The sequence below is a fragment of the Rheinheimera pacifica genome, assembly GCF_900108485.1.
Lineage (GTDB): Bacteria > Pseudomonadota > Gammaproteobacteria > Enterobacterales > Alteromonadaceae > Alishewanella > Alishewanella pacifica.
Genome location: NZ_FNXF01000005.1, coordinates 159,928 through 185,585, shown reverse-complemented (window position 1 = coordinate 185,585; position 25,658 = coordinate 159,928). Strand labels below are relative to the sequence as shown.

The 25,658-nt window shown below is 52.1% G+C and carries 19 protein-coding genes; 11 read left to right on the top strand and 8 right to left on the bottom strand.

What is annotated here, in order from left to right; translation table 11 throughout:
* Position 1 precedes the first annotated feature (1 nt).
* The 8 genes from BLW68_RS08985 (at position 2) to BLW68_RS08950 (ending at position 12,452) form a co-directional block, all read left to right on the top strand.
* A complete protein-coding gene (locus BLW68_RS08985) occupies positions 2-2,422 on the top strand; it encodes a glycoside hydrolase family 2 TIM barrel-domain containing protein (protein WP_245728303.1) in 2,421 nt (806 codons plus the stop codon).
* 57 nt (positions 2,423-2,479) lie between these two features.
* Positions 2,480-3,529, top strand: coding sequence for a UDP-glucose--hexose-1-phosphate uridylyltransferase (locus BLW68_RS08980; protein ID WP_092792478.1), 1,050 nt, complete (start codon positions 2,480-2,482; stop codon positions 3,527-3,529).
* A 1-nt stretch (position 3,530) separates the two neighbouring features.
* Positions 3,531-4,682: a galactokinase gene (gene galK, locus BLW68_RS08975; protein WP_092792476.1), complete on the top strand. Its 1,152-nt coding sequence runs from the start codon at positions 3,531-3,533 to the stop codon at positions 4,680-4,682.
* Positions 4,682-5,665, top strand: a complete 984-nt coding sequence (locus BLW68_RS08970) for an aldose epimerase family protein (protein ID WP_092792474.1) — start codon at positions 4,682-4,684, stop codon at positions 5,663-5,665. The genes galK and BLW68_RS08970 overlap by 1 nt, the downstream gene beginning before the upstream one ends.
* Positions 5,666-5,722: 57 nt before the next feature.
* Positions 5,723-7,285: a sodium/sugar symporter gene (locus BLW68_RS08965; protein WP_092792472.1), complete on the top strand. Its 1,563-nt coding sequence runs from the start codon at positions 5,723-5,725 to the stop codon at positions 7,283-7,285.
* 17 nt (positions 7,286-7,302) lie between these two features.
* A complete protein-coding gene (locus BLW68_RS08960; protein WP_092792469.1) occupies positions 7,303-9,876 on the top strand; it encodes a glycoside hydrolase family 5 protein in 2,574 nt (857 codons plus the stop codon).
* A 97-nt stretch (positions 9,877-9,973) separates the two neighbouring features.
* Entirely contained in the window at positions 9,974-11,401 is a 1,428-nt protein-coding gene (locus BLW68_RS08955; RefSeq protein WP_092792467.1) for an MFS transporter, read from the top strand.
* Between the two features lie 34 nt (positions 11,402-11,435).
* On the top strand, positions 11,436-12,452 hold the full coding sequence (locus BLW68_RS08950) for a LacI family DNA-binding transcriptional regulator (RefSeq protein WP_092792465.1): 1,017 nt from the start codon (positions 11,436-11,438) through the stop codon (positions 12,450-12,452).
* 11 nt (positions 12,453-12,463) lie between these two features.
* Here BLW68_RS08950 and BLW68_RS08945 read toward each other — a convergent pair whose 3' ends face one another.
* From BLW68_RS08945 to BLW68_RS08915, 7 genes are all read right to left on the bottom strand, one after another.
* On the bottom strand, positions 12,464-14,104 hold the full coding sequence (locus BLW68_RS08945; protein WP_092792463.1) for an amino acid ABC transporter ATP-binding/permease protein: 1,641 nt from the start codon (positions 14,102-14,104) through the stop codon (positions 12,464-12,466).
* Positions 14,091-15,785, bottom strand: a complete 1,695-nt coding sequence (cydD, locus tag BLW68_RS08940; RefSeq protein ID WP_218141338.1) for a thiol reductant ABC exporter subunit CydD — start codon at positions 15,783-15,785, stop codon at positions 14,091-14,093. Before cydD ends, BLW68_RS08945 begins: the two co-directional genes overlap by 14 nt.
* A gap of 22 nt (positions 15,786-15,807) precedes the next feature.
* Positions 15,808-15,921, bottom strand: a complete 114-nt coding sequence (gene cydX / locus BLW68_RS08935; protein WP_092792645.1) for a cytochrome bd-I oxidase subunit CydX — start codon at positions 15,919-15,921, stop codon at positions 15,808-15,810.
* A gap of 26 nt (positions 15,922-15,947) precedes the next feature.
* Positions 15,948-17,084 carry a cytochrome d ubiquinol oxidase subunit II gene (cydB, locus tag BLW68_RS08930; RefSeq protein WP_092792458.1) on the bottom strand — a complete coding sequence of 379 codons (1,137 nt, stop codon included), beginning with the start codon at positions 17,082-17,084 and terminating at the stop codon, positions 15,948-15,950.
* A 1-nt stretch (position 17,085) separates the two neighbouring features.
* Complete coding sequence (locus tag BLW68_RS08925; protein WP_092792456.1) at positions 17,086-18,645, bottom strand: cytochrome ubiquinol oxidase subunit I; 1,560 nt, start codon at positions 18,643-18,645, stop codon at positions 17,086-17,088.
* Between the two features lie 139 nt (positions 18,646-18,784).
* A complete protein-coding gene (locus BLW68_RS08920; RefSeq protein WP_092792454.1) occupies positions 18,785-19,645 on the bottom strand; it encodes a MurR/RpiR family transcriptional regulator in 861 nt (286 codons plus the stop codon).
* 127 nt (positions 19,646-19,772) lie between these two features.
* Positions 19,773-22,526 carry a TonB-dependent receptor domain-containing protein gene (locus tag BLW68_RS08915; RefSeq protein ID WP_092792452.1) on the bottom strand — a complete coding sequence of 918 codons (2,754 nt, stop codon included), beginning with the start codon at positions 22,524-22,526 and terminating at the stop codon, positions 19,773-19,775.
* A 206-nt stretch (positions 22,527-22,732) separates the two neighbouring features.
* Here BLW68_RS08915 and BLW68_RS08910 point away from each other — a divergent pair, with 206 nt between their 5' ends.
* Positions 22,733-23,935 (top strand): anhydro-N-acetylmuramic acid kinase, encoded by a 1,203-nt coding sequence (locus tag BLW68_RS08910; RefSeq protein ID WP_092792450.1) that lies wholly within the window; start codon positions 22,733-22,735, stop codon positions 23,933-23,935.
* A 109-nt stretch (positions 23,936-24,044) separates the two neighbouring features.
* Positions 24,045-24,635, top strand: a complete 591-nt coding sequence (locus BLW68_RS08905) for a hypothetical protein (RefSeq protein WP_092792448.1) — start codon at positions 24,045-24,047, stop codon at positions 24,633-24,635.
* Positions 24,636-24,684: 49 nt separating this feature from the next.
* Here BLW68_RS08905 and BLW68_RS08900 read toward each other — a convergent pair whose 3' ends face one another.
* Positions 24,685-24,906 (bottom strand): hypothetical protein, encoded by a 222-nt coding sequence (locus BLW68_RS08900; RefSeq protein WP_068233148.1) that lies wholly within the window; start codon positions 24,904-24,906, stop codon positions 24,685-24,687.
* Between the two features lie 205 nt (positions 24,907-25,111).
* On the opposite strand from BLW68_RS08900, the gene BLW68_RS08895 reads away from it, so the two are divergent.
* Positions 25,112-25,501: a YybH family protein gene (locus BLW68_RS08895; RefSeq protein ID WP_092792447.1), complete on the top strand. Its 390-nt coding sequence runs from the start codon at positions 25,112-25,114 to the stop codon at positions 25,499-25,501.
* The last annotated feature ends 157 nt before the right edge of the window (positions 25,502-25,658 follow it).

Sequence of the window (25,658 nt, the reverse complement as noted above, 5' to 3'; positions counted from 1 at the left end):
GGTGAAGTTTTCATTTTTCTTTTTATGTATCGCCTTAAGCTTGCTGCAAGGCTGCAGCAAAACCACAGAGCCACAACAGCAGAGTGCCCAGCCGCTGGTTAAAGCTGAAGCAGAGCAGCAAGCGGTCAGCCAACGGATAACCCTGAATAAAGACTGGCTGTTTGCCAAAGCCACCGGTGCCGACGCGATGCCGCCAAGTGCCGACTGGCAACCGGTGTCGCTGCCACACACACCGCAAATAGAACCTATGCTGGTAAATAACCAATGGCAGGGCATTGCCTGGTATCAGAAAACACTGAGCTGGCAAGCAGACTGGCAGGACAAAGTAGTACTCTTGCGTTTTGAAGCGGCAATGAACGTGGCAGAAGTATTCTTAAACGGTGAGCAAATTGGCCATCATCTGGGCGGCTATTTACCTTTTACGCTGGATTTAACCGAAAAGTTAGTACCGGGCCGGGATAACCTGCTGCAGGTGAAACTGGATAACCGCGACAACCCTGTTACCGGGCCTAAGCCATTAGCCCTGCTGGACTTTAACACCTATGGCGGCCTGTACCGCGATGTAAACTTACTGGTAAAAGATGCGCTGCATATCAGCGATGAAATGCTGGCTAACGAAACTGCCGGCGGCGGTATCTTTGTGACGTATCCGCAAGTCAGTGCTGAGCAAGCCACGCTGAACATTCAAACCCATTTGGTTAACCGTTACCGCGAAAGCCAACAACCGGTGCTGCAGCAGCAATTGTATTATCAGGGCCAGTTGGTGGCAGAGGTTAGCAGCGACACTACTCATTTACCAGCTGGTCATTTAATAGCCGGTGGCGCAGAGCATATACAGCAACAGCTTATTGTTAATGCACCGAAACTATGGCATCCGGACAGCCCGCATTTATATCAGCTACGCACCTCGTTGTATCTGGATGGCAAATTACTGCAACAACAGTACACCCGGTTGGGTATCCGCAGCTTTGCTTTTAATGCCCAGCATCAGTTGCTGATTAACGGCGAAGTCACCTTTTTGCGCGGTGTTAACCGGCATCAGGAATATCCGCATGTGGGCTATGCTACCTCTGCTGCAGCCGATTACCGCGATGCAGTAAAGATAAAATCGGCCGGCTTTGACTATGTGCGCCTGTCGCATTATCCGCACTCGCCGGCCTTTATGGCGGCCGCCGACGAGCTGGGGCTGGTGTTAATTGATGCTATTCTTGGCTGGCAGTATTACTCGGCAGAACCTGAGTTTGAGCAGCAGATTGTGCAAACCTGCCGCGATATGATCCGCCGCGATCGCAACCATGCCAGTGTACTGGCGTGGGAATGTTCGTTAAACGAATCAGATATGCCAGACAATTTTATTGCCACGCTGCACAATACGGTAAAGCAGGAATATCCCGGCGCCTATTCTGCCGGCTGGCAGCACGGCTTTGATATGTATCTGCAAGCGCGCCAGCACCGGCAAATGCATTACGAAACACCGACCCAGCCGTATAACGTGTCTGAGTACGGTGACTGGGAATACTACGCGCAAAACGCCGGGCTACAGCAAGACAGCTGGGCAGATTTAAAAGAAGAAGAGCGCACCAGCCGTCAGTTACTGCGCCACGGTGAAGCGCGGTTACTGCAGCAGGCACTGAACCTGCAAGAAGCACACAACGACAACCTGACTACGCCGGCCTTTGCCGATGGCTACTGGGTAATGTTCGATTACAACCGCGGTTATGCCGATGATCTGGAAGCGTCCGGCATTATGAGCCTGTACCGCTTACCCAAATACAGCTATTACTTTTTTCAAAGCCAGCGCAGTGCTACGCAAACCTCCGACAACTATGCTTCCGGCCCTATGGTGCATATTGCCAGTGAGTGGCGCCAGGGCTCGTCTACTAAAGTGCGGGTGTTCAGCAATGCTGATGAAGTAGAACTGTGGCTAAACGATACGATGATTGCGCGGCAAAAACCGGCAACCGGCCCGTTCGCTACGCACCTGCCACATCCGCCGTTTGAATTTGACTTAAAACAATTTACGCCCGGTACGCTAAGCGCTAAAGCCTTTATTAATAACCAGCCGGTAGCGCAGCACAGCGTGACAACACCCGGTGACGTTGCGGCGCTGCGGGTAACGCTGGACAGCAGTGGCATGGCTCCGCAAACCGGCGTTAACGATCTGGTGTTTGTGTATGCTGAACTCACCGACAGCCAGGGTAACCTGGTGCCGTTAAACGATAAGCAGATTAAATTCAGCCTGGCCGGTGATATTCAGCTTGTTAACCCGGAGCTGGTGCTGACAGAGCAGGGCAAAGCGGCGGTACTGGTACGCATTGGTGATACGCTGCAAGGCGCAGCCATCAGTGCTTATAGCGATGAATACAGTATTGTTAGCAACGAACTGGCCCTGATGGCAGACAAAGCGGCAAAGACAGAATAAACCCCGGCTGCCAGGCAGCCAGAACTTATTGAATAACACAGTAGCAGGAACGTCGTTATGACTGAATTTAATGCCAAAGATCATCCGCATCGCCGCTATAACCCGCTAACCGGCGATTGGGTATTGGTATCGCCTCACCGGGCAAAGCGGCCATGGCAGGGCCAGATTGAAGACGTCAGCAACGAGGCGTTGCCCTCTTATGACAGCAGCTGCTTTTTGTGCCCAACCAATACGCGGATTAACGGCAAAGTAAACCCGGCCTATAACAAGCCGTATGTGTTTACCAACGATTTTGCTGCGTTGATGCATGACACACCCGACTACCAGCGCAGTGACGATGACTTGTTTGTACTGAAAGCTGAACGCGGCACCAGCCGGGTTATTTGTTATTCGGCTGATCACAGCAAAACCATGCCTGAGCTTAGCGTTAGCGACATTACTGCAATAGTAAAATGCTGGATAGCACAATATCAGGAGTTATCGCAGCACTATATCTGGGTACAGGTATTTGAAAACAAAGGCGCCATTAACGGCTGCTCTAACCCGCATCCGCACGGCCAAATCTGGGCTGCCAGCTCAGTACCGACTTTACCGGCCAAAGCCGACAGCGCCCAGCGCGACTATCTGGCCAAACACGGCAAAAACCTGCTGTTGCATTACGCCGGCCAGGAACAGCAAAGCGGTGAGCGTACTGTGGTAGAAAACGAGCATTTTCTGGTAGTGGTGCCGTTTTGGGCCAGCTGGCCGTTTGAAACCCTGCTGCTACCCAAACGCCAGGTGGCACGGATGGAGCAGCTGACCGACAGCGAGCAACTGGCGCTGGCCGATATTCTGCAGCAGCTGACGATCCGCTACGACAACCTGTTTCAGTGCTCTTTCCCTTATTCGATGGGCTGGCACGGCGCGCCTTATAACGGCGACAGCACTGAACACTGGCAGTTACATGCGCATTTTTATCCGCCTCTGCTGCGCTCGGCCAGCATTAAAAAGTTTATGGTGGGTTATGAAATGCTGTCGGAAACCCAGCGTGATATGACACCGGAACAAGCGGCAGAGCGGCTGCGTGCTTTAAGCAATCAACATTACAAACAACAGCAGAGAGGCTGAGATGAGTTTAGTTCAGCAGGTACAACAGGCGTTTGCCACGCAGTTTCAACACAGTGCCGCTTATGTGTTTCGCGCGCCGGGCCGGGTAAATTTAATTGGTGAACACACCGACTACAACGACGGCTTTGTGCTGCCCTGCGCCATTAATTACGACACTGTAGTCGTGGCTAATAAACGTGACGACAAACTGGTACGTGTGCTGGCGCTGGATTACGGCATGCAGCTGGACGAGTTCAGTTTAACTGCGCCTATTGCCAAACACAGCCAGTGGCAGTGGGCCAACTATGTGCGCGGCGTGGCTAACAGCTTGCTGCAGCAAGGTTACAACTTACAGGGCTGCGATTTAGCGATTGGTGGCAATGTGCCGCAGGGTGTTGGCTTAAGCTCTTCTGCCTCGCTTGAAGTGGCGCTGGGGTTAACTTACTGCACTCTGGCCGGCATTGATATTTTGCCGCGCGACAATGCCCTGAACGGCCAGCACGCCGAGAATCATTTTGTTGGTTGCAACTGCGGCATTATGGATCAGCTGATCTCTGCCTGCGGCCAGCAAGGCCAGGCGCTGCTGATAGATTGCCGTAGCTTAACGGCACAGCCGGTGCCACTGCCTACCGGCATGGCGGTGATGATTATTAACTCTAACGTTAAGCGTGGTCTGGTCGACAGCGAATACAACACCCGCCGCGCCCAGTGCGAACAGGCCGCCGCCGCCTTTGGTGTAAAAGCGCTGCGCGATGTCAGCTGGCAGGCGTTTTTAGCTGGCCAAAGCAAGCTGGAGCCATTGGTCGCCAAACGGGCGCGCCATGTGGTAAGCGAAAATGAGCGCACCGAACTGGCTGCTGTCGCATTGGCGCAAAACGATATTGCTACCTTAAGCCGCTTGATGGCGCAGTCGCATCAGTCAATGCGTGACGATTTTGAAATTACCGTACCGCCGATAGATGAGTTGGTGGCGATGATCAGCAACCTTATCGGCGCTAACGGCGGCGTGCGAATGACCGGCGGTGGCTTTGGCGGCTGCGTGGTGGCACTGGTACCGCAGGCAATGGTTGACGCGGTAAAAGTCACCGTAGCGGCAGAGTATCCGGCGAAAACTGGTTTAGTTGCCGATGTGTTTGTCTGTACGCCCAGCCAGGGCGCCGAGCAGGTACGCTGATGACAGCGCCCGGCCAACACGGCAACAGCCTGTCGCCACTGCACTTAACCGACGGCAATGGTCTTGAGCTGGACCTGCTGCCGTTTGGCGCCACTATCAGTGCCATTCGGGTAGACGGGCATCAGGTAACGCTGGGCTATGCGGCGCCAGAGCTGTTTTTGCACGACAGTTTTTATCTTGGCGCCAGCATAGGCCGTTTTGCCAACCGTATTGCCAATGGCCGTTGCCAGTTAAATGGCCAGCCGTTAACACTGAATGTGAATAACGGCAGCCATTGTTTGCACGGCGGCAGCGCCGGTTTTCACCGTGCAGCCTGGCAAGTGCTGCAACTGGCAAAAAACAGTGCAGAGCTGTACTACTGCGCCGCCGATGGAGAGCAGGGCTTTCCCGGCCGGTTAGAGGTATGGCAGCATATTTCGTTACACGCCGGTGCTGTTAGTATGCAGTTTCGCGCCAGAGCAGATAAAGACACGCTGATTAACCTGACTAACCACTGCTATTTTAACCTTAACACCGACGGAAGCAGCATTGAAAACCATCAGTTGCAGTTAAATGCCGGGCATTACTTACCCACCGACAGCAGCAGTATTCCCACCGGCCAGTTGCAGGCCGTAACCGGCAGCGCCTTTGATTTTCTAAGCCCGCGCACTATCGCCGATGCCTTAGCGCAGGGTGATATACAGCTGCAGCAGGCATCGGGTTTTGACCATTGTTTTATTACTGCGGCTCAGCCTTATAACGCGCTGCATCAACAGGCGCAACTGTATTCAGCTCAAAGCGGGCTGACATTAACGGTACACAGCACTCAGCCCGGCATACAGCTTTACAGCGGCAATTTTCTGGCGGCGCCTTTTTCACCGCGCCAGGGCTTGTGTCTGGAGGCGCAAAACTGGCCGGATGCGCCGAATCAGCCGGGTTTTCCGTCGGCAGTGTTGGCGCAGGGTGATTGGTACATTCAGGAAATTATTTACAGTTTTCAATAATATAAAAATATACCGGCCCCATGGCCGGCTTTTGACAGGATAGCAGGAAGAACCATTATGACATTAACCAACTTAGACCTGACCATACTGGTCTGTTATGTGCTTGGGCTGTTGTTAATAGCTTACGCCGTATCACGCGAGAAAGCCGGCCACAGCAAAGACACCAACGACTACTTTCTGGCTGGTAACAGCCTGCCATGGTGGGCAATAGGCGCCTCGTTAATTGCGGCTAATATTTCTGCCGAGCAGATTATCGGTATGTCCGGCTCTGGCTACGCCATTGGTTTGGCTATCGCATCTTATGAGTGGATGGGCGCTATTACGCTGATTATTGTCGGTAAATACTTTTTACCCATTTTCTTAAAACGCAAAATTTATACCATGCCGCAGTTTTTACAGCAGCGTTTTGATAACCGCGTGCGTACTACCATGGCGCTGTTCTGGCTGGCGGTGTATGTGTTTGTTAACTTAACGGCAGTATTGTGGCTGGGCGCGCTGGCAATTAATACGGTTACCGGCGTCAGTTTAACTAACAGCATGTTATTGCTGGCCGGTTTGTCGGTGGCGTACTCATTGTACGGCGGTTTAAAGGCAGTGGCTTTTACCGACATTATTCAGGTGGTGCTGCTGGTAGGCGGCGGCTTATTTTTATCTTATATGTCGCTGCAGGCGCTGGGCGATGGTAATGGTGTCTGGTCGGGTTTCAGCCGCTTAATGAGCGAAGCGCCGGACAAATTCGATATGATTTTAACGCCCGACAACCCGCATTATATCAGCCTGCCCGGTATTTCAGTGCTGATTGGCGGCATGTGGGTAATGAACCTGAGTTACTGGGGCTTTAACCAATATATTATTCAGCGCACTCTGGCGGCGAAAGACCTGGCAGAAGCGCAAAAAGGCATCGCCTTTGCCGCATTTTTAAAGCTGTTAATGCCGGTTATTGTGGTACTGCCGGGCATTGCCGCTACCTTATTACTGCCGGCGCTGGATAAACCGGATCAGGCCTATCCGCAATTAATGAGCATGATGCCATCCGGCATTAAAGGGCTGATTTTTGCCGCTTTAGTGGCCGCTATTTTATCCAGTCTGGCGTCGATGACTAACAGTATCGCCACCATTTTTACCATGGATATTTATTCTCAGCTAAAACCGGCGAAAAGCCAGAAGCACTATGTGTTTGTTGGCCGGGCTGTCAGCCTGCTGGCACTGGGTGTGGCCTTAATGACGGCTAAACCGCTGTTGGGCGAATTTGATCAGGCGTATCAGTATATTCAGGAATTTACCGGCTTCTTTACGCCGGGCATAGTGGTGTTGTTTATGCTGGGCATGTTCTGGCGCCGCACCACGCCACTGGCTGCACTGCTGGCAGCGATTGGCAGCGCAGTGTTATCGCTGTTATTTAAATTATTCTGGCCTGAGCTGCCGTTTATGGATCGCGTTGGGTTGGTGTTTATCAGCTGTCTGTTGCTGGCAATAGTGGTATCGCTGTACCAAAACCAGGGTGAGCAGGCCAATGCGGTGAAACTGGATGATATTCAGTTTAGTACCCGCAGCAGTTTTAATTTGTCGGCTGCTATTGTCAGCCTGATCCTGGTGGCGTTTTACGCTGCCTGGTGGTAACAACAGGAGCCATAACAATGAGAAAAATCAGTTTAATTACTACGGTACTGGCCGCGCTGTTACACAGCGCAGTACAAGCTGACACGGTAGCGGTAACCGATGGCGTAATGCACTGGCAAAACGGCGCCCGGCAGGGGGAGGAAGTGGCCCTGTTCGGCGTAAATTACAGTGCGCCCTTTGCGTACGGTTACCGCGCACTGCAGCGCCTCGGTGTTGATCATAAACAGGCAATAGACATGGATGTGGCGCACATGGCCAGATTAGGCCTAGACGCCTACCGCATTCACCTGTGGGATCGCCAGTTAGCCGATGTTGACGGCAACCTGCTGCAAAACGAGCATCTGGCATTGTTTGACTATCTGCTGTTTAAGCTCAGCCAGCATAATATTAAAGCCATTATTACGCCGATTGGCTGGTGGGGCAGCGGTTACCCAGAGCCGGACCCGAACGAGCAAAGCTTTGCCACCCTGTTTAGCAAGTCGCAAATGAACCAGTCAGCCAAAGCGATAGCAGCGCAGCAAAACTACCTGACACAAATTCTGACGCATATAAACCCCTATACCGGTGTCAGTTATGCCAATGATCCAAGCGTTATCGCCTTCGAGCTGTTTAACGAGCCGAAACATGAAACCCCGGCGGCACAAAGTGCGGCCTATATTGAAAAGTTAGTTGCCACTGTGCGCGCTGCCGGTGTCACCAAGCCGCTGTTTTATAACACCAGCGAGCAGGGTAATGATCAGGCCTTTGCCGCGGCGCTGTGCAACAGCAGTATTGATGGCGTGGCCTATCAGTGGTACCCGACCGGTTTGGTTAAAAACCACACTATTCTGGCCAATATGCTGCCGACAGTGGCGCACTACACCAACCCTTTTGCCGCCATCAGCGAGTGCAACAGCAAGGCAAAAATGGTGTACGAGTTTGACGCTGCCGATGTTGCCAACACGGTAATGTATCCGGCCATGGCGCGCAGTTTCCGTGCGGCCGGTTTTCAGTGGGCCACCCAGTTTGCTTATGATCCGGCAGCGATGGCGCATACCAATTCAGACTACAACACGCATTTTCTTAACCTGCTGTATACGCCGGGCAAAGCCATCAGCTTAATGATAGCGGCCGAAGCCTTTCGCCGTTTGCCACGGGCACAAGCCAGCAGCGACTACCCGGCCAGCAATCAGTTTGCCGGTGTCAGCCTGAACTACGCCGCCAACCTTAGCCTGCTGAATACCGATGACAAGTTTATCTACAGCAACAGCAACCAAACCAAGCCAAAAAACAGCAAAAAACTGCAGCAAATTGCCGGTGTCGGCAGCTCTGTAGTGGCGCAGTACAGCGGCAGCGGTGCTTACTTTTTAGATAAGCGCGCCGATGGCTTGTGGCAGCTGGAGTTGTATCCGGATTTGCAGCCACTGCAAGACCCGCATCAAAGCGCCAGCCTGCGCCGCGAGGTGGCCAGGTTGTATCACAATCAACAACAGCTAAGCCTGCAACTGGCCGATTTAGGTCAGCGTTTTTACGTTAAAGGCCTTAACGACGGCAACAACCTTAGTACTCAGGCTAAAAACGGCACGGTAAGCTTAACGCCGGGCATTTATTTACTGGCCAAACAGCCATCGCAGCTAAAGCAGGTTGATAGCACACTGAGCTATTTATTGCCAAAACCAGCGGCTGCAGAACTCAGCGTGTACCATCAGCCGTTGCGCCAGGCCAGCCTGAATGACGATATTCAGTTTAGCCTGCAGTTAGGCGCAAACGAAACGCCGAAAAAGGTCGAGCTGATGCTGCGCTATGTCGGCCACCGTAATTTCACAGCCTTGCCAATGCAAGCCGCTGCCGGTGGCATTTACCAGGTAGCCCTGCCAAAAACACCCGCCTGGCAGCAAACCGGCTTACTGGAATATGCGGTAACGGTTAGCACGCCACAGCAACAGGTTACATTCCCCGGCAGCAGCCAGGGTTCACCACTGCAGTGGGATTTTGTACCAGCCGGCAACTACTGGAACCTGCAACTGCAACCGGCCAATGCACCGGTAGCACTGTATGACGCCACGCTGGATCGGCATAATAACCTGTACCCGAAAGACGAGAGGGTACGGCAGGATCTGGTTAGCGGCCAGCAAGGCAAAGGCCTGGCACTGCGGCTGGCGATGGAAGATTTACAAGCCGGTGCGCCGGAACTGCTGCTGCGCACCACACCGGCGCCGGACAACAGCCTGCAACAGCGTGATTTAGCCGGGTACAATACGCTGGCAATAAAAATACGCGCGGTTAAGCAAAACGAGCAGATTGAACTGGCGCTGCTGGATGCCGATGGCCTGGCCTTTGGTGCTGAGCTTAATGTCAGCACCGAATGGCAATATCTGCTGTTGCCGCTAAGCACGTTACGTAGCACCGCAACGGCGATGCCGCAGGCGTTTCCGATGTTTATGCCGGCATTGTTACCTGCCGCACAAGCGGGGCAGGCCTGGCCGCAAAACAGCGATTTACGCCAGTTGCAGGGTGTGCAATTGCGCTTTAACACCGGCGCTTATACTGCTGGCGCACTTGGCGGCTGGCACGCGGTTGAATTGGCAGAAGTCAGTTTAATTAAACGCTGAGCAGGCAGCGTTAAAGCCTGCATTTAGGGCGCTGTTGCTGTCCCCCGGCAGCAGCTCTATAATTGCCGCTTTGTCACCGCCCGCAACAAGGAGCCTTATGGCGCTGCAGCAACAACCGCCAACGGCTCAGTCCGCTGCTGTCAGCCACCGGGTTAACATTGGCACCGGCCAACGCCTCGCGCTGGGGGCCGGTTTTTTTGCCATGTTTTTTGCCGCGCAAAGCGTTAACGTGCTGGCGATACCGTTTTATCAGATGACACTGGGGGTTGACCCTTTTCTGCTTGGCCTGGCATTAACCATACCGGTGTTACTGGGCACAGTGCTTGGGCCCTGGGTTGGCCATTTATCGGATCACAGCCAAAGCCGTTTTGGCCGGCGCAGGCCTTTTATTTTTATAGCGTCCTGGCTGAGTTGCCTGTGTTTCGGCCTGATCTGGATGGTACCGGCCGGCTGGGGCGAACCTGCGCAGTTGCTGTACTTTGTGTTCTGGTTATTAGCCTTTTATATTGCCGCCACCTTTGTTGCCGTACCGATGACCTGCCTGGCCTATGAAATGAGCCCCGATTATCATCAGCGTACTGAAATTATGGGTTTTACCACCTATTTTCTTAAGCTTGGTTCGCTGCTGTATCAATGGCTGTTTCCGCTGGCGCAACTGGCGCTGTTCAGCAGTGTGTTTATTGGTATCCGCTATGTTGGCTGGGGCGTGGCAGTGTTTATTCTCGGCTTGCTGGGTTCGCTGGCCGCTGTTTACAGCCGCGAGCGCGCACCCCGGCGGGCACCGCTGTTGCAGCGGCCCGGTCTGCGTGACAGCCTGAGCACGTTAAGCGCTAACCGCTCGTTGCGGGTATTGCTGCTGCTGACATTATTGCAGCTGGGCGGGGGTGCCTACAGCGCCGGTATGGACTACTACCTGCTGGTGTACTTTATGTTTGACGGTAATATTGCCGAAGGCGCCGTGTGGAAGGGCTTATTGTCAATGGCATACGCTGCGCTGGGCTTTGCTACCGTGCCCTGGCTGGTGCGGTTATCCTCGCACTGCGGCAAAGTACGCGCACTGGCACTGATATACTGGTTAACCGCTGTAGGCGGTGGCTTAAAGTGGTTTATTTTTACACCCGGCAGCGGCTGGTGGCTGCTGCTGGATGCACTGTTTTGCACTGCAGTGTGGACAGCGATGACAATGCTGCTGCCGTCGATGCTGGCTGATGTCTGCGATGAAGATGAGCTGCTACATGGTGAGCGGCGCGAAGGCTTGTTTGTAGCGCTGCATAACTGGGTTAGCAGTATCAGTGTGGCACTGGCACTGCTGCTGGCCGGGCTTAGCCTGAACCTGATTGGCTTTGACGCTAAGCTGGCCGGTGCGCAATCTGAGCAGAGTATTTTTGCCATGCGGCTGATCTTGTGTTTCGGTACAGTGTTATTTAGTTTACTGTCACTGGCCTGTTTACGCTATTACCGGCTAACGGCAGCCCGCAGCCAGCAAATTAGCCGGCAGTTACTGGCACAACATAGCCAACAATAAGCCTAACAATGTTTTACAGAGCAGAACGGTATTTATGGTAACCATTAAAGATGTGGCCAGAGTGGCAGGGGTGTCGATAGCAACGGTATCGCGGGTGATCCACGACGGCCATCAGGTTGGCGAGGCCTGCCGCGCCCGGGTAAAAAAAGTCATTGCCGAGCTGGGTTATCGGCCAAACAGCAATGCCAGGGCGCTGGTCAGTAAAACCACCAATACGCTGGGCGTGGTAACGCCTAAGTTGTCGATGCCATTTTTTGGTAGCCTGGCCAGCGGAGTAGAAAAAGCTGCCCGCGAAAGTGACTACAAACTGCTGATGAGCAACTCGCTGTACGAGACTAAATCTGAGCTTGAAGCAATAGACTCGCTGCGCGACCATAACTGCCGTGCCATTATTTTGCACAGCGAATACTCAGACGAGAAAACGCTGCTGAAACTGGCGGCCGAAATTCCGGGCCTGGTGTTGATTAACCGCTATATTCCCAGCCTGGCACATCGCTGTGTCTGGCTGGATAACGTTGCCGGTGCTTGTCAGGCGACTGATCATCTGCTGCAAAAAGGCCATCACCAATTCGCTGTGGTTACCAGCATTTACCAAAACGGCGACCCGGAGTTCCGCTTGCAGGGCATCCGTAAATCGTTAAAGCAGGCGGGTATAACACTGGCCGAACAGGCCGTGGAAGAATCGACCGCCAATATTGAAGGCGGCGAGCAGGCGGTGAATGCTTTGCTGGCCAAAGGCATAAAATTTACTGCCTTACTGGCCTATAACGATTTAATGGCTATCGGTGCTATTCATGCATTGTTTGCTGCCGGGCTGCGTGTACCGCAGGATGTATCGGTTATCGGCTTTGATGATTTAATTGTCAGCCGCGCCTGCCGGCCACGGTTAACTACTATGCATTATCCGGTGGAAGAAATGGCCAGTTATGCCACTAAACTGGCGATTGAACTCAGTGCAGAAAAACACGATGTGCAGCACCGCACACATTTATTTATTCCTAACCTGGTTGAGCGTGATTCTGTTGCTGCCTGTATAACAGCGCAAAAATAACGCTGCAGCTTCTACAGCTGCAGCTGTTTAGCATGCGGCACATTAAGCTGCTGATGGCTGACCATAACCAGCAAACCGTTATGCTGATGCTGCAGCAAAGATTTAAGTACATGTGCTGTGCTGTCAGGATCTAAGCCGGCAAAAGGTTCGTCCAGCAGTAATACCGGCCGTTGTGTTAACAACAAGCGCGCCAGGGCAATGCGCCTGGCCTGGCCGCCGGACACCGCGGCACCGTATTCACCCATCACCGTATCCAGCTGCTGCGGCTGATTTTTGGCCCAGTCGCTTAGTGCCACGTCATCTAATACCTGCCATAGCTGTTGCTCGGTTGCATCTGGCGCACCTAAGCGCAGGTTTTGCGCCAGGGTTAAATCAAATAAATCAGGCTGTTGTGGCAAATAGCCCAGAGTGTTACTCAGTTGCCATTCGGCGTAAGGCAGGCCGTTCAGGTTGATATCACCACTAAACGCCAGTTGATTAGCCAGCGCCTGCAACAAAGTCGTTTTACCGCTGCCGGAGGCGCCACTGATAAGCAGTACATCACCACTTTGCAGGTTAAAGCTGACTTGAGAAGGGCCAGATAAAGCGCCATTCTGGCGCGCCGACAACTGGCAGACATTCAGGCTCAGTGGTGTGGCAGGTTCAGGTTTATTAAACTGTGTTGGCGTGCTGACATAAGTTAACCGGTTCAGCCGGTCGCGTGCGGCGCTACTAAGGCCCAGCGCAACAAAACTCTGACATAGCGGCAGCAATACTTCATGCAGCGCCCACAGTGCCAGCATCGCCGCCAGCAGCAGCGGCACGCTGAGTGAGTTGGCGGCCACCAGCGCGTTGCCCTGCCACAGCAGTGCCAGCAGGCTTAATGCCAGCAGGCTTTGCTGCACCAAAGCGGTACGGCTGATTAATTGCTGCTGGCGCAGCTGTAAACGGATATAAGCCTGATCCAGTGCGCCAAATTGACTGATTTTATCTGCCCAGCGTTGCCACAACAGTAACGACGTTAGCATTGATAGCGGCTCCAGCAGTTGTGTGCGCCGCTGTGTGGTGGAGCGGGTATCCTGTTGTGCCAGTGCTTTGCCACGGCGTACCGTTAGCAGCGGCAACGCCAGCGCCAGCAGCAGGCAAGGGGCGGCATAGATTAGCAGAGTAGGTGCCAGCAAGTACCAGAACAGCAGCACCAGTGCGGTTAAACTGCAGGCCCAAAGCCAGGGCGCGATAACTTTTAACGGAAACTGATCGAGTAAATCGATATCGCCGACCAGATGCTGCAGCGTATCTGCCGAATGGCGGTTGCTGTGCGGCTGTTGTGCCAGCGCGGTAAAGCTGTGCACGCGTAAATCTTTTAACAAGCCAAGGGCAGCATAGTGCGAGGTTAAGCGCTCTGCATAGCGCCCGGCCGTGCGGCCAATGGCACACAGGCGGATAATCGCCGCCGGTCGGAAGTAATCAAAACCATAAGCGCCCACGCTGGCCAGCCCTGCCAGCGCGGCGGCACTGATAAACCAGCCAGATAATGCCAGCAAGGTCACTGCAGCCAGTAAAGTAACCAGCCCCAGCAGCAAGGCCAGCAACCATGCCTTGCCGCGGCTTTGCAGCAGGCTGCGTAAACGAATACTGCGTTCAGGCGCTGGCACGCTCTTAGGCTTGAACATACTGCGCTCCGTCAATATGGCTAATGGCAGGGTTGTCCAGCCGTATTACCTGATCCAGCCAGTCCAGGCCGTGCAACTGGTGGCTAACAATAATCAGGGTTTTACCTCGGCTGAGCGTGCCAATCAGCTGGTGTAAACGATAAGCGGTAGCGCCGTCTAAATGCGCGGTGGGCTCGTCCAGTAACCAGACTTTAGCATCGCGCAACAACAACTGCGCCAGTGCCAGCCGTTGTAACTGGCCGCCGGATAAGCCCCGGCCGCGCTCGCCCAGCACAGTGTTAAGGCCAAGCGGTAATTGTTGTATTAATGACCACAGTTCTACCTGTTGCAGTGCAACGATCAGTTGTGACTCAGTGGCATCCGGTGCGGCCAGGCGCAGGTTATCGGCAATGCTGGCAGCAGCAATACTGCTGTACTGCGCCATATAGCCCAGTTGTTGTTGCCAGTGGTTGCGTTCAAGCTGTGCCAGGCTGTGCTGGTTGATCAGAATATCGCCCTGATACGGCGCAAAACCCAGCAGTGCATACAACAGGCTGGATTTACCGCAGCCACTTGGCCCCTGCAGTGCAATGCGCCCACCACTTTTTATGCTAAAGCTAACCGGTGCCAGCCGCTGGCGCTGCCCGGCAGTTAAAATATGCAGTTGCTGCAGCTCGATATGCGGTGCGCCGCTTAGTGTTAGCTGTTGTGTGCCGGGGTGTTGCCAGGCCTGACGCTGTAAAATGGGGCTTAGCTCGTCAATTGCGGCTTCGGCTTGTGCTTTTGCGTGGTAATCGCTGCCAAGCTGGCGCAGTGGTGCGTAAAATTCCGGTGCCAGCAGCAAAATAAATAAAGCGCCCTGATACGGCACCGGTATAACTTCTTTGGCCCAGGGCAAAATACCCAGCAGGCCCAGGCCCAAATACAATGCCAGTAAGGCAATGGCCAGTGCCGAGAAAAACTCCAGCACCGCACCGGATAAAAACGCCAGTTTCAGCACACCCATGCTGCTATCGCGGTAACGCCCTGCGGCAGTGGCAACCGATTGCGCAGCGCGCTCAGTAGCCTGCAATTGCTGCAACGTAGGCATACCACGCACTAAATCAAGAAAACGGCCACTCATGCGGCTAAGTTGTTGCAACTGGCGTTGGCTGGCACCGGCGGCGGCATTGCCCAGCAGTATCATAAACAGTGGCACCAGCGGGGCGGTCACTAATAAAATAACCGCCGCCAGCGGACTATAAACAAAGGTGGCACCCACCAGCAGCAATGGCGTGATCAACACCAGATAACGTTGTACATAATAGCGGCTGATAAAACCAGCCAGCGCATCAACCTGCTCCAGCAGTTTGCTGCTTAAGCTGCCATCATTACCGTACTGGTTTTTAGCCGGGCCGGCGTCAGCCAGTTTTGCCAGCAACTGCACACGTAAGCGGCTGCGGATATGTTGGCTGGCCTTTAAACTAAGTTGTTCACGGCAATATTGCAGTGCAGGCCGCCCCAGCAGGCACAGCGCCAGCCAGGGCAGGGTGTTAAGCAGTTGGTCGCTGTTAACTGCCTGACCTTGCTGGCTGGCAACAAGCCAGCTGGCAAACAGGCTGGCCAGTAAATAACATTGCAAGATAAACAGCAGGCTGGCGCTTACGGCTAACAGCAGGGCGCTGTTAAGCCGTTTACGCTGGCTTTGCAGCAGTGTTGCCAACTGCTGCGCCGGTTTGGTTGGGCTAGTCAGCTTGGGTGTCCTCGCCTTCGTAGCCTTTAAATTCCAGCCACATGGCATTGATAATGCCAAATGAGCAGGCCATTAATACGCCTAAAATCCAGGCAAAATACCACATAAGGTGCTCCTTTTTTCAACTGAAGATCAGTACAGTGAATGACTGTTGTCACGGATATGCTGCTCGTTTAAGCGGCCGCGCATGACAAAGTAACTCCAGGCGGTATACGCCAGGATCAGCGGTACAAAGATGCACGCCACCACAAACATAATCATCAGCGTGGTTTCACTGGCGGTGGCATCCCACATGGTCAGGCTGTGTGCCGGTGTAGTGCTGGATGGCATAACAAACGGGAACATACTGATGCCGGCTGTCAGCACTACCATGGCAATGGCCAAAGACGAGCTGATAAAAGCAGTAATATGGCGCTGTGTTTTACTGGCCAGCGCACAGATTAAAAAGCCTGCCACGCCAAGTGCCGGTATTAACCATAGCAGCGGCCATTTAGCATAGTTGCTAAACCAGGCTCCGGCGCTTATCAGTACCGTTTTGTCGGTAGTACGGTTGGCACCGTTAGTATCAATAATGCTGGTAACGCTATAGCCATCGACAGCCAGATACAGCCACACACCGGCCAGTACAAAGATAACCGCGCACACCAGCGCCAGCATTACCGACAGTTTTTCGCTGCGCGCTTTAAGTTCGGCTTCGGTTTTCAGCTGCAGGTAAGTGGCGCCGTGGTTTACTATCATTAGCAGGCTTAATACGCCGGCCAGTAAGGCAAAGGGGTTAAGCAAAGCCCAGAAACTGCCGGTGTAGTGCAGGCGCAAAATGTCGTCAAAGTAAAAAGGTACGCCTTGTAACAGGTTGCCAAACGCTACGCCAAAAATCAGCGCCGGTATGGCCGAGCCTGCGGTAAGCGCCCAGTCCCAGCGGCTGCGCCATGTTTCGCTGTCAATTTTTGCCCGATATTCAAAGCCAATCGGCCGTAAAAATAGCGCAAACAGCGTTAACATTAAGGCGATGTAAAAGCCACTGAACGAGGCGGCATATACCGTAGGCCAGGCGGCGAATAAGGCACCGCCCGCAGTAATTAACCATACCTGATTACCATCCCAGTGCGGCGCTATGGTGTTGATCATAACGCGGCGCTCGTCATTGCTTGTGCCCAGCACTTTTAGCAAGGCGGCCACACCCATATCAAAACCGTCGGTTACCACAAAACCAATCAGCAGTACGCCAATCAGCAACCACCAGATAAACCTTAGTGCTTCGTAATCCATGTTATGCCTCCTTCACGGTAGCTGGGCTTTCTAAATCGTACTTACCGGTATGCAGGCTGGAAGGCCCAAGCCTGGCGTATTTAGTCATCAGCCACATTTCGATAATGACGAAGATGGTGTACAGCACCACAATGGCACCAAGGCTGAACCAGATATCGTTGACACTAAGCTGCGATACCGCTAAATGGGTTGGCAGTATTTCACCTATGGCCCAGGGCTGGCGGCCATATTCAGCGACAAACCAGCCTGCTTCACAGGCTATCCACGGCAGTGGCAGACTGAACAGGGCAAATTTAAGCAGCCAGCGCGGTTTATCTACCGTGCGTTTAGCACTGTGCCAGAAGGCCGCGGCAAACAGCACCAGCATAGATACGCCGCACGCTACCATAATGCGAAAGCTCCAGAACAGCGGCCATACTTTAGGCACTGAGTCTTCTACTGCCTGAGCAATATGTTCGGCTGTGGCATTGGCAACATCGTCGGTGTAGGCCGTTAACAGCATGCCGTAGCCTAAATCGGCGCTGACTTCATTAAAGCGGTTGATAGTAGCGGGCGATTTATCACCGGCGCGATATTGCGTCATCAGCACATAAGCTTCCTGGCCGCGGATAATGCGCTCAAGGTGTTTTTCTTTCAGCTCACTTAAACCCGCTACTTCTTCTGTTACCGAGCGGGTGGCAATAAGGCCAAGCACAGCCGGAATTTTCAGCGCGTAGTCGGTAGTTTGCGTTTGCTCGTTCGGTACGCCAAACACGGTGAAGGCAGCCGGTGCCGGGTGGGTATGCCATTCGGCTTCTACAGCGGCCAGTTTTACTTTTTGCACATCGCCGAGCTCATAGCCTGATTCATCCCCCAGCACTATTACCGACAGCGCACTGGCCAGGCCAAAGGCTGAAGCAATGGCAAAGCTGCGCCGGGCGAAAGGTAAGTCGCGGCCTTTAAGCAAATACCAACTGGAAATGGCCAGCACAAACACTGCACCGGTAACATAGCCGGCTGATACGGTGTGAACAAATTTAACCTGGGCCACCGGGTTAAAAATAACTTCGCTAAAGCTGGTGAGCTCCATCCGCATAGTGTCGATATTAAATACCGAGCCTATCGGGTGTTGCATCCAGCCGTTGGCAACTAAAATCCACAAAGCTGACAAGTTGGTGGCCAGTGCCATCAGCCAGGTAACGGCTAAGTGTTTTTCTTTGCTTAAACGGTCCCAGCCGAAGAAAAACAGGCCAACCAGGGTAGATTCGAGGAAAAATGCCATTAGCGCTTCTATAGCCAATGGTGCGCCAAAAATATCGCCAACATAATGCGAATAGTAAGACCAGTTAGTACCAAACTGGAATTCCATGGCAATACCGGTGGTTACCCCAAGCGCAAAGTTAATGCCAAATAACTTACCCCAGAATTTGGTCATGTCGCGGTAAATGGTTTTACCGGTCATAACATATACCGATTCCATAATGGCCAGTAAAAAGGCCATACCAAGAGTAAGAGGAACAAACAGGAAGTGGATCATTGCCGTAAAGGCAAACTGAAGTCGGGACAGGTCTACAATATCCATCTGCATACTCCGCGTGCGCAGGTTAATGTTAGGCAGTACCTATAAAGTAGTACAGCCATAACACTATACAAGCGCAGGCAGCCAGCGCTTATGCGCTGGATCAAGCTTTTGTTACTCTATATTAGGATGTTTTAATTTATTAGCGTTTGCGGGCTAAAAAGGTATCTACCGCTTTATTGGATGCCGCCAGTTTTTTGCGGCCTTGCGGGCAGGTTTGGGTTAGCAGAATAAACAGCGTGTCGATCACCAGCTCTTGCGCATTACGCGCCAGAATAGACGACAACCGCGCTGAGCTTTCGTCTGCCACAGTGTACAAATTCAGCCCGGCCAGCCGGGCAATGCTATTGGCACCATAAGCGGTAATACTGATAATTTGTACCGCGTTAATTGCGGCTTGCTCGGTAATTTTTACGCTGTCGGCAGTTTCACCTGATTCACTCAGCACCACCAGCACATCTTCGGCGGTGTAGTTAGCAATATTGGCCAGTTGCACATGGGTGTCGGTTTCGGCCAGTGCGGCCATGCCGAGTTTTTGCAGCTTGTAAGAGAAATCTTTTGCCACTAAGGCCGAACCACCCTTACCACACAGCAACACCCGTTTGGCGTTGCGTAGCATTAGTGCGGCTTGCTCATAGCTGGTTTGTGAGTTAATAGAATGGGTTTTATTCAGCACATTAATTTTGCTGGCCAGCAGTTTCTGGCTCATGGTGCTGAAGGTATCGTCCAGTGAAATCTCGCCGTGTAGTTTGTCGGCGCTGGCAGGCAGCACCTGATGGTGCAGGCTGTCGGTTATGGCAAATTTAAAATCCGGGTAGCCTTTGTAACCCAGTTTCTGGGTAAAGCGCACCACACTGGCCTGGCTGATACCCACGGCTTTTGCCAGCATTTGTGATGGCATATCACGGATATGATCCGGGTTGGCCAGAATATATTCCGCCAGTTGCTGCTCTGCACGCGGAAATTTTTCGCGCAGGGCATGAATTTTGTCGAGTACAGACATCCGGTATTCCTGTTTGCAGCCTGATTGGCTCAGTATAGTAAAGCGATTTTAACCAGCAGCTTATTATGAAGGGAGAGAATTGAAAAGCCCGGCCTGCAATACAGGCCGGGAAACACCGGGTCCGGGATTAGAACGCGGGCTTGTAACGCAGTGAAATACCTACAGTGCGGCCCAGAACTGAGTAGTCACTTACAGTATTAAAATGGTTGGCGCCAGAGAACGGCAATGGCGGATCTTTATCCAGCAGGTTATCAATACCGGCTGTTACGCTAAGTTCGTCAGTAGCCTGCCATGATGCGGATAAGTCGATATAGTTTTGTGCACCAATACTGATGCTGCGATTGGCTGCACTATCTACTTCGCCAATACGACGCCAGCCCAATTGCACACCAAGTGTGTCGAGGTTCCAGTCCAGTGTCATACGGTGCTTGTAGTCTGCCTGCAGCACGCTGGCAAAATCGCCGGAGCAGGCGCTGCCAAAGGTACCTTTACAGTCAATGGCTGGCAGGGTAGCGTTATCCTGCCGGGTTTGCTTGGTAATAATGGTACCCTGATACGCCAGCTTCATGCTGCCGCCTATAACGGCCGGGGCGTCAAAACGGTAATTAACTGCCAGGTCAACGCCGTCTTGCTTCACTGCTGCCAGGTTAAAGTCGTTCACAATGGCCGTGCTTATCAGGCCGGTTTGCGGGTTGCGGCGTACCGCGTCACACAAGGGGTTGCCGGCAACAGGGTTGTCGATATAACAGTTTTTCAGCGCGGCAGCCGGCTGGATCTGGCTTACGGCATCAGTAATTTCAATGGTGTAGTAATCCAGAGTGACATCAAACCCTTTCAAGTAAGACGGCGTATACACCAGGCCCAGCGTAGAAGATACGGCTTGCTCAGGTTTAATATCCGGGTTACCACCAAAGGTGTAACTGGCGGTAGAAGCATCAAACGGTGTGCCTACCGGAGCGGCACCGTAACGGGCGCATTGCTCGGCATTACCTGTGCCCAGTAAACATGGGTCGCCATCAAAACGGCCGGCAAAGCGTGGTACAAACTGCTCGCTGGTTTGGTCAAACAACGCCAGTGACAAGGCGGTGATCGGGCTGGCAAATTCACCTAAGTTAGGTGCCCGAAACGCAGTCTGGCGACTGGCACGAATACGTATGTCGCTGTTTATTGCCCAGTTAATGCCCAGCTTCCAGGTGTTTTCAGCGTCGGTATTAGAGTACTCCGAAACGCGGTAAGCCCCTTCAACGTCAAGCTGTTCGGCAAAGGCGGTATCAAAAAATAGTGGTACCAGCACTTCGGCATAGACTTCTTTACTGTCGAAGCTGGCGTCCATATCAAATACACCAGCCGAAGAAAAGCTGGTGCCGTTACGAAACGCATCGCCCGGAATTTGTTTACCGGTTTCTTTGCGGTATTCATAACCCAGTGCGTAGCTTACTGCACCGGCCGGTAATTCAAATAATGGCGCTGAATCGCCCGACACTGTAGCCGCCAATACGCTTTGCGTACGCTCGCGGTTGGCAAACAGCAGTGGCACGCTAAACGAGCTTAAATCCAGTTGCGGGTCAAAAATATCTACCGTGTTGGCCAAAGCGCCGAAACGGCTGACACCGCTGTTGTTGTTGCGGTAGGCATTGTTATAAATGCTCGAGGTTTCATCGGTAAGGCCATACTGGGCGTAAACGTCGTAGCTTAAGCTATCGGTTAATATGCCTTTTAAGCCCAGTTGGAACTGGCTGGATTCGCGCACCGCTTCAGTGTATTGCACGCCCAGGCCCAGGTTACGCTCTACGTTAACCAGCGCATTGCCGTTGGCGTCAAAGCTGATTAAATCACGCACCGAAGCAGGAATATAAGGGTTATTTGCCGTTAAGGTAACCTGCTCGTTAACTGAAATGGGTGTCTGGCCAGCAGAACCGGCGCCGGTTACTTTTACTTTGGCGTACATGCCGCGGCCATACAGTTCAACGTAGTCGTTAAATTCGGTGTTAAAGAATAAACCGGCAGATAAACGATCCATTGGCTGGGTAAGGTAGCGCTGATCAGTAACGTTTACTGTGTTACGGCCTGCAGTTACGCCGCCGTTATCATCAATACCAAAGGTGTTGCCGCTGGCAACATCGGTATAAAAACCGCCGCTGTTGATAATGCTGCCGCTGTTTTGCATCGCCCAGTCACGTTCACCGGCCAGCAGCGCTTTGCGTTCAGAGTAGCCAACATAGCCGGTAATATGGCCACGGCCATTGGCAATGTCACCACCAAATACGGCTTCAGTATTCATTTTCTCGCCGCCACCATCGGCGGTTTCATAACTGGCCGACAGCTCAACGCCATCAAACTTGTCGTCCATAATAAAATTCACTACGCCAGCTACTGCATCGGCGCCGTATACGGCAGCCGCACCACCGGTTAATACATCTACCCGCTTAATTAAGCCAGCCGGAATAATATTAACATCTACCGAGTTACGAAAGCTGAAAGGCATGGCACGGGTACCGTTAATCAGCACCAGAGTGCGGTTTTGGCCCAGGCTGCGTAAGTCGATAGTTGAAGAGCCTAAAGAGTCACCCACAGTGGCGCCGGTGGCATTTGCACCTGCTGCCGCCTGCGGCAGTTTTGCAGTAATGTCTTCAACGTTAACGGCGCGGTCCAGTTGAATTTGTACTTCATCTACCGAAGCGACCGGGCTTGATGCCACAAGTTCAGTACGGGCAATGCGCGAACCGGTGATGGTGATCACTTCGGTTTTTTCCACCGCGGCTTCGCTCGTTTGTTGTGCCAGAGTGATGTGGCTGAATAATGCCAGGTTTACTGCCAAAGCCAGTTTAGAGGCCTGGCGCAGTGTGTGGCCGGCGGTTTTGCTGCTAAGGTAAGACGCCATCTGTGTATACTCCCAGTTGCTATAGCTAGAATATCGGGTTTGAATTTATGAATTTTTTATACATTAGTAACTAGCTTTCGATGAATATATACCCCAATGCGAAATTTTATGCAATTTTATTTAGTGTAAATCTTGGTGTTGTCGGATAAATTATTCATGCTACAGTTTGCAACAATAGTTTTGCTTCAGCCTCAACAGGAAAACCTATGCACGCACATATTCAGAACTTGTTTAATATTGCCGCCAAACCCAGCCGTAAAGTTATTGGCCTGATGAGCGGCACCTCACTCGACGGCCTGGATGTGGCACTGTGCGAACTCAGCGGCGATGGCCTCAATACCCGCATTAACTTACTGCAGTTCACCACGGTAGATTACGACGCCGGCTACAAGCAGCGGGTAAAAGCAGTGTTTTCCAAACGTGAAGTAGACCTGCAGGCAGTAACGCTGTTAAACCCGTGGATAGGCCTGGAACACGGCCGCATGATTAACCAGTGCCTGGAACAGTGGCAGTTGACGGCTGCTGATGTTGACGTAATAGCCAGCCACGGCCAGACCATTTTTCACTGCCCTAAACGCCAGCATAATCTGGCCGATTACGGTAATGCCACGCTGCAAATTGGCGATGGTGACCATTTAGCCATGGCCACCGGTATTATTACGCTGAGTGATTTTCGGCAAAAACATATTGCTGCAGGCGGCGAGGGTGCACCCTTAGCGGTATATGGCGATTATTTATTGTTTAGCAGCAATAGCGAAAACCGCATTATGCTGAATATCGGCGGCATAGCTAACTTTACCTGGCTGCCACAAACACTGGACGCCGAAGCAGTATTTAGCAGCGACATTGGCCCCGGCAATACTATGATGGATGCGTTTATTCAACAGCATTATCCGGGTAAGTATTTTGATGAAAACTCCCTGCTGGCCAAAGCCGGAAAGGTTAGTGAGCCTTTACTGGGGGCGTTAAAGCAAGATAGCTTTTTTGCGCTGGGTTTTCCTAAAACCACCGGGCCGGAGGTGTTTAATCTGGCCTATCTTGCTAAGGCGCAGCAGGTAAGTGGCACAGAGCAGTTAAGCCATGCCGATATTATGGCCACACTAAATTGTTTTAGTGCCGATATGATTATCAGCGCTATTAAGCAAACCACAGCAAAACTAGAGCAGTTTGTTATTTACGCCAGCGGCGGCGGTATTCATAACCCGTTGTTAATGGCCCAAATTCAGGCTGCACTGCCGGGCGTAAGCATTAAAACCACCCATGATTTAGGCATAAACCCCGACGCGAAAGAAGCAGTATTATTTGCCGTATTGGCGAATGAATGTTTAGTCGGCGGTAAACAAAAATTCAGCAACGCCCGCGAGGGTATCCCGGGCGTTACTATGGGTAAGGTGAGTTTTGCTGATTAGGCTATAGGTTGTCGTAATAACAGCTAATGCCCAATTCTGCTCTGGTGCAATAGGCGGTTTTTGTTTAGTGTGTTTGGCTTAACTACTTACTTCACATGGCATCAAACCGATGAAAAAAATGACTTTAATAAGCAGCCTGCTGCTGTCTTTCAGCCTGCAGGCGCATGCTCAAACCCCACCGGATAAAGCCTTTGAGCAGTTTTTTCAGCAGTTAAGTGTGCAGTGCGGCAAAGCCTATCCCGGTAAGCTGACACTGGCGCCAGAGGGTGACACTATGCTAACCGGCACCGAGCTGTTGATTGTGCACTTTCGTGACTGCAGTGAAACGCAGCTAAAGTTGCCGTTCCATATAGAACTGGAAGCTGCACAAGACTGGAACCGTTCGCGCACCTGGATCTATACCAAACATGCAGACAAACTGGAGTTACGTCACGATCATCGCACCAAAGACGGGCATAACGATAGTGTCACTATGTATGGCGGTTTTTCCTATGGTGAGGGCACAGCGATCCGGCAGGAATTTCAGTCGTTAGAAAGAACAACAGAGTCTGGTTATTTTCGTGGCTGGCGCATTGAGATAGAGCCGGGCGTGCGTTACACCTACGGCACAGTGCGCGGCAATGACTGGAGCTGGCGCATCGATTTTGATCTCAGCCGACCTTTAGCTGAATTGCCCCCCGCGCCGTGGGGGCATGAGTAAGGTTTCTGTCGGGGGGCTTACGCTAGCCCCCTGCTATGCAGAACACCGCTCAATACTGGCGGTTACGGCGGTTGTCACGCACCAGCCACCAGATCAGGTAGCCGACAATAATAACCGGCAACAGCGTTACCACTAATGAGATACCTACGCCGAGAATAGCGCCGAAAACGCCGATCACAATAGCAAAAATGGTCGCGGCCACAGCCAGTAAAGTAGGTAAGCAGTAAATACCTACAACAACTAATAAGATAATAACCAGTGTTCTGTTCATAGTGTTGATCCTTTTAATGTTAAACATGCGGTGTTTTATCATTAAGCAATCAACTGTTATGCCAGTATTTTTATCTTTTAAAATTAGTTGGTTATGTTATGTTTGCTTATAAGCTATAAACCAGCGGCCAATGTTTTAGTCGTTTTCACCATTAATTAGTAAGAATGCAAAGGCGTACCTTAAGTACATAAAGGAGTAATTTTTAATGAATCGCCATTTAGTCGAACTACAAATAGAAAAAGCTGATAGAGCCATCGTTGCTGAAGATTTTGAAACGCTAATGGATATTTATACTGACAATGCAGTTCTGGTAGTGATGCCAGGCGTGAATGCGGTTGGTAAAGCTCAAATTCTGGAAGCATTTAAGAAAATCGCCGTCTATTTTAAGAACGGCTTGCAAGTGAAGCAAAATGGTCTGGAAATTCTGGAATCAGGTAACACGGTGCTGGTATTGGCAAAAACTATTGTATCAGGTCCAAATTATCCTGAGACAGAGCGTAAAGCTACTTATGTCTTTGAAAAGTCGCCAAATGGTGAATGGCTGTGTTCGATAGATAACTCCTACGGTCACGACATAATTGGTGCAAGTGAATAGGCAAAGACTGCCTGCTTATTACCAGAACAGAAATAATTAATACGATTCGTGTAATGGCAAGGATAAAACACCACAAATGAGCTTGATATTAGTGTAGTGGCCGGTGTTGCAGTGGCTTATAGTTTGGCTAAATGAACTACATTCGGCAGTTGTTGGC